The organism is Gilvimarinus agarilyticus (assembly GCF_000832015.1).
GTDB lineage: Bacteria > Pseudomonadota > Gammaproteobacteria > Pseudomonadales > Cellvibrionaceae > Gilvimarinus > Gilvimarinus agarilyticus.
Genome location: NZ_JXCJ01000001.1, coordinates 1,126,706 through 1,132,705 on the forward strand (window position 1 = coordinate 1,126,706; position 6,000 = coordinate 1,132,705).

3 protein-coding genes are annotated in these 6,000 nt (G+C 55.9%); all 3 read left to right on the forward strand.

The window, feature by feature from the left end; all coding sequences use genetic code 11:
• Positions 1-86 precede the first annotated feature (86 nt).
• Entirely contained in the window at positions 87-1,394 is a 1,308-nt protein-coding gene (gene tyrS / locus SD69_RS04905; protein WP_041522328.1) for a tyrosine--tRNA ligase, read from the forward strand.
• Between the two features lie 144 nt (positions 1,395-1,538).
• Entirely contained in the window at positions 1,539-2,636 is a 1,098-nt protein-coding gene (locus SD69_RS04910; RefSeq protein ID WP_041522329.1) for an efflux RND transporter periplasmic adaptor subunit, read from the forward strand.
• Positions 2,637-2,649: 13 nt separating this feature from the next.
• Positions 2,650-5,790: an efflux RND transporter permease subunit gene (locus tag SD69_RS04915; protein ID WP_041522330.1), complete on the forward strand. Its 3,141-nt coding sequence runs from the start codon at positions 2,650-2,652 to the stop codon at positions 5,788-5,790.
• Positions 5,791-6,000 lie beyond the last annotated feature (210 nt).

Consider the following 6,000-nt stretch of genomic DNA (forward strand, 5'->3'; position numbering starts at 1 on the left):
CGGTTCGGGTATCTTTGCCCGCCTATTGGCACGGCGTGGCGCCGTGTTCGTGTTTCTTCATACAGACTAATCGGGTGAATAGTTTCATGACGACGATCGATGCTTCGCTATTTGACGACCTGCAAAAACGCGGGTTGATTGCACAGACCACCGGTGGCGATGTGCTGGCGGATTATTTGGCATCCGGTAGTCGTACCCTTTATAGCGGCTTCGATCCTACCGCCGATAGTCTCCATATCGGTCATCTGGTGCCACTGTTGGCGCTAAAGCGCTTTCAGCAAGCCGGCCACAAACCCATTGCGTTGGTAGGCGGCGCTACTGGTTTGGTGGGTGACCCCAGCTTTAAGGCCGCCGAGCGCAAGCTCAACACCCCGGATATCGTCGCGGGCTGGACCGATAAGCTCAAGGCTCAGGTGAGTCGCTTTATCGACTTTGATAGCGGTGAAAACGCCGCCGAGGTAGTCAATAACCTCGACTGGGTCGGCGACATGAATGTGCTCGACTTTTTGCGCGATGTGGGCAAGCACTTCTCCGTCAATAATATGATTAACAAAGAGTCGGTAAAGCAGCGTATCGATCGTGAAGGGGCGGGTATCTCGTTTACCGAGTTTACCTATATGTTGCTGCAATCTTACGACTTTGCCGAACTCTATAAGCGCCATAACTGCACGCTGCAGATTGGTGGCTCGGATCAGTGGGGCAATATTACAGGCGGCATCGATTTGGCGCGCCGTATGTACAGCGGTGAAACCTACGGCATGACGCTGCCACTGGTGACTAAATCGGACGGTACCAAGTTTGGCAAAACCGAGAGCGGCACCGTGTGGCTCGACCCGGCCAAAACGTCACCTTACGCTTTTTACCAATTCTGGTTGGCGACTGCCGACGCCGATGTTTATAAGTTTTTGCGTTATTTCACCTTCCTGCCGCTGGCCGACATCGCCGCCATCGAGGAAGAGGATAAAGCGGCTCAGGGGCGGCCTCAAGCCCAGAGCGTATTGGCTCGGGAAATGACCGCGCTGATTCACGGCGAGCAAGGTTTGCAGGCGGCCGAGCGTATTACCGAGGCGCTGTTTTCCGGGAGTTTGGATCAGTTAGATGAGTCGGACCTGGAGCAGCTGAAGTTGGATGGCTTGCCTTCGTCTGAGCTCGCGCGTGATCAGTTGGGTGACAAAACACTGACCCAGTGGCTGGTGGATGCCGAGATGGCGGCCTCTGGTAAGCAGGTAAAAGATGCGTTGGGGCGCGGCGCTGTGACGATAAACGGTGCGGCGATCAGCTTTGAAGAAAACCTCGATGCGGCCGCGTGTTTTGCCGCCGAGCGCGCCAAGTTTGGCCGTTTTTATGTGGCCAAGCTGGGTAAGAAGAAGTATCACCTGTTTCAAGTAGGTTAAACCCTCTGCGCCAGCTCTGGCCGGAGCTGGCCGTTTTATCCCGTTGCGAAAGCTGTGTATGCTGAGTGCCTGAGTCGCAGTGCCTCTTGCTTGGTCGAGTGCGCTGTGCCGCATTGAAGCAGCAACTCTCTGGGGATATCAACCATGTTCATTCAGCGAGCGGTGCGTTGGCTCCGCGTTTTTAGTGTTTTGGCTGTGGTAACCTTCACTGCGGCTTTTGCCCGTGCACAGGTTACCGTCGAGGCCGTAATAGTGCAGCCTGAAGCCGTTGTCGAGCCGATACCCTTAACCGGATCTGTCAGCGCATTGCAGTTGTCGTCGCTGTCGGCCGAGGTTAGCGGGGTGGTAAAACGTGCGGATGTTTATGCCGGGGACCACGTGGCGGCGGGGGAGCCGCTGCTGCAGTTGGATTCGGAGCTTACGCGGCTGGCGCTGGATGGGGCCGAGGCTCATGTGGCCCGGGCTCAAGCTCAAGAGGCCGAGGCGCAACGGTTATTGGCTGAGGCTCAGGATTTGGTTCGCGAGCACAATATCGCCGCCACCGAAGTTGGTGCCCGCCAGGCGGCGCTCGCCAGTGCCCGAGCCGATCGGCAGGTGGCGGAGGCCGATCGCGCCCTAACTCAAGCACGCCTGAAAAAGCATAGCCTGACGGCGCCTTTCGCCGGCACTGTGAGTGTTAAGCATACCGATGTGGGCGAGTGGGTGGAGCCGGGCACAGCGTTACTTGAGTTGGTGTCTACCGAGCAATTGCGGGTAGATTTTCAGGTGCCTCAGCGATACTTTCACCGTATTAACGAGCAAACCCGGGTCGTAATGACACTAGACTCGGCGCCAAACGAAACCTTTACCGCTGTAAACCTTCGCAAGGTACCGCTCAGTCGCCCAGGGGCTCGCACCTTTTTGTTGCGAGCATCGCTGCCGGCTGATGTCCCGCAATCCATCCCTGGCATGGCGGTATCGGCCACCCTCAATCTCGACGCCGGGCGCCGCTCGGTTACGGTCCCCCGGGATGCATTGTTGCGTTACCCGGATGGTCGCACCGTGGTGTGGGTGGCGGAGTCGGATAGTTTTGGCGAGGAGGTGGCTGTCTCTGAGGTGCAGGTTACCCCGGGGGTGGCTTTTGCCGGACGGGTTGAGATAACTCAAGGGCTGAGTGGCGGGCAGGTGGTAGTGACCCGCGGCAACGAGGCGCTGCAACAGGGGCAACGCGTTCAGCTGCGCCACTCGAATCAATCCAACTGAGTGAGGCCAGACTATGTTTGAGGGCATTGTTCGCCACGGAATTCTGGTCACCGTTACGGTGTTAATCATCAGTGTGTTGGGGATACTGGCGGCGCTGCGCATACCGGTGCAAATGATCCCCGACTTAGAGGTGCGCACAATCAGTGTTCGCACCCAGTGGCCCGGTGCGACGCCGCAGGATGTGGAAAAAGAGATCCTGATCGAGCAGGAGGAATACCTGCGCAATATCCCTTACCTGGAGGAAATTACCTCGTCGGCCAGCTTGGGGCAGGCGAGCATTGAGCTGGAATTTCCTTTTGGGGTAGATATAACTGAAACTCTGATTCGGGTAAATAATGCTCTGACTCAGGTGCCTTCGTATCCGGTGAATGTGGATGAGCCTCAAGTATACGCAACCTCATTCTCCGCCAATTCGTTTATGTATTTTCGTATCTCGCCGCTGGATGGTAACCCCCGTGGGCTCGATATGGACATGATGCGTGATTATATCGAGGACAATGTGCGCCCGCGCATGTCTAGCGTGCCGGGGGTGTCCGAGATTAGTGTCGGTGGTGGTGCCAAACGACAGGTACAAATTCGGCTTAACCCAGATACTCTGGCTCAGCGCCAGTTGACGTTGGCAGATGTGCGCACGGCTATCTCTTTGCGCAACCGCGATATCTCTGGTGGCGAGGTGACCAGTGGCAAGCGCCGTTACCTTTTACGGACCTTGGGGCGGTTTGATTCGGTGCAAGAGCTGGAAGCGCTTATTGTTAAGCGTGACGGTGACAGCGTGACCCGCCTGGCGGATGTGGCCGAAGTACGTTTTGATCATTTTAAAATTCGCGACAAATCCTTTGTGAATACCAAGCCGGTTATTAGTTTGTCGGTGCGCCGTGAAAGTGGCTCGAATGTGTTGGCCATTAAAGAGGCGATGATGGCCGAGGTAGAGAGCATTAATCGCGAGCTGCTTGAGCCCGAAGGGATGATTCTTGAGCGCACCGCCGATGATGTGGTTTATGTGAATGACTCGATCATTAACGTGTGGAAGAACTTAGTGCTCGGGGCGCTGCTGGCCACCGTCATTATGTACGCTTTTTTACGCTCGTTTCGCGCCACGGCGTTGGGTGTTGTGGGTATTCCTATCTGTACCATTGCAGCGTTTATTGGCCTGTTGGCGGCGGGTCGAACGATTAATGTAATCTCTCTTGCCGGAGTGGCCTTTGCCATTGGCATGACGCTCGATAACTCCATTGTGGTGCTCGAGAGTATCGAGCTCGAACGCCAGCGGGGGTTAAAGCGTATGCAGGCGGCTGTCGAGGGCGTTAAAAAAGTTTGGCCGGCCGTGCTTGCTTCTACGTTGACCACGATTATGGTGTTTTTGCCCGTGGTGTTTATTGCCGAAGAGGCGGGTCAGCTTTATTCCGATATCGCTATTGCGATCTCTGCCTCTATTTTTGTTTCGATGCTGGTGGCGATTACGGTGATTCCTACCGCGAGCGCGCGGTTGTCATTGCACTCAAAAAATCACGATACCCGTTGGCGCCGTGTGCTGACCGATAAGTTGTCGTGGTTGTTTGCCACATCTGGCCGGCGTATCAGCTGTTTGTTGTTAACGGTGCTTGCCAGCGGCGCTATTGTGCTGTTCCTGACGCCTCCTGCTGAATACCTGCCAGAGGGGGAAGAGGCAAAAACCTTTGCCTCGATGAATGCTCCGCCGGGTTACAACCTTGAGACAATGGAACAGATTGCCTTAGAGGTGCAAGATTACTTTATGCCGTTTGTGGATGATGAGCCCGAAGCGTTTGCGCGCGGCGAGACTGAAGTCCCGGCGATGAAGTATGTAAACCTCGGGGTCTCGGCGAGCGGTATGCGCATTATCTCGGAGACAAAAGATCCCGGGCAGATCGAGCCGCTGATGGATGCCTTAGTGGAAAAGTATGAGAGTTACCCGGGCATGCGCGCCTTTGCCGCCCGCGGCTCCATTATTAGTAGTAACGATGGCGGTACCCGCAGTGTTAATTTAGAGATATCCAGTCCTAACCTGGCTGACGCCTATCAGGTTGCTCGTGATGCGCTTGCCCGGGCCGAAGAGATTTTTGACGGCCCCCGTATCCAAACACAGCCTTCTAGCCTGTCGCTATCACAGCCCATGTTGCAAATTAGGCCGCGCTGGGAGCGTGCTGCGGAGCTTGGTATGAGCGCCGAAGATATAGGCTTTGCGGTGGCAGCCTTAACCGACGGCGCCTTTGTCAGCGAGTACTTTCAGGGCGACGATAAAATTGATATGTATCTCTACAGCAACCGTGGTCCGGGAGTGGAACTGGAGACGCTGTCGCAGCTGTCGGTTTATACCCCCTCGGGCGGTACGCTACCTTTGACAGAGCTGGCCGAAATAGAAGAGACGGTTGATACCAATGTGCTGCGTAGGGTGGATGGCCGCCGAACCGTTACCTTGAATATTATCCCGCCTCGCTCGGTGGCATTGGAAACCGGTGTGGCCCGGGTACGTGAGGAGCTGGTCGGCTGGCTTAAAGAGACCGGTCGGGTGCCCGCGGGTGTGTCACTTAATATCGCCGGCGCGGCCGATCAGCTCGATGCGACCCGAGAGTCCCTTAGCTCCAACTACTTAGTGTCCCTCGTGGTCGTTTATCTGTTGATGGTCGCTATTTTCTCGCACTGGGGCTATCCGCTGCTTATTATGACGGTAATTCCACTTGGTATTGCCGGCGGCATTGCTGGCTTGGCAGTAATGAATGGGTTGGGGGCGTTGCTGCAGGCCCTTGGGCTTGGCGGCTTTCAGCAGTCGTTCGATATGATCTCCATGCTCGGCTTTTTGATTTTGATGGGCACTGTGGTCAATAACCCGATATTGATTGTGCACCGCGCCATCGAAAATGTAGAGCGTTCGGGTATGGAATGTGTCGATGCTGTGCGCGAAGCGGTGCAGTCGCGCCTGCGCCCCATTGCCATTTCATCCGTTACCACTATCTTTGGTCTGGCGCCGCTGGTGTTTTTGCCGGGCGCAGGCAGCGAGTTGTATCGGGGCGTGGGGGTGATTGTAATGGCAGGTATCGTTGGGGCTACGATGGTGACGCTTACGACCCTGCCGTCGGCAACGGTCATGGTGTTGCGCTGGACTAGGCGGGGCAAGGTGGCCAACCCCGGTGCTTAACGGGCGGTCTCAGTGGCAAGAAGAGGCGGCGCAAGCCGCCTTTTTTGTGCCTGTAGTTTGCGCATTTGYTTGGTCGGTTTTTACCCGATTTAGSCGGYGTTAAAGAAAGTGTAAAAATAATGTGATTTGGGGCTTGTGCGATTCGGATTGGTGCGTATAATGCGCCCCTCTTTCGCAGGAAAGGGCGGGTGCTGAGGCGATTAGTTAAGG

Coding starts and splice junctions, on each gene's coding strand:
- tyrS (WP_041522328.1), top strand. CDS start 87: ATGACGACGATCGATGCTTCGCTATTTGACGACCTGCAAAAACGCGGG.
- SD69_RS04910 (WP_041522329.1), top strand. CDS start 1,539: ATGTTCATTCAGCGAGCGGTGCGTTGGCTCCGCGTTTTTAGTGTTTTG.
- SD69_RS04915 (WP_041522330.1), top strand. CDS start 2,650: ATGTTTGAGGGCATTGTTCGCCACGGAATTCTGGTCACCGTTACGGTG.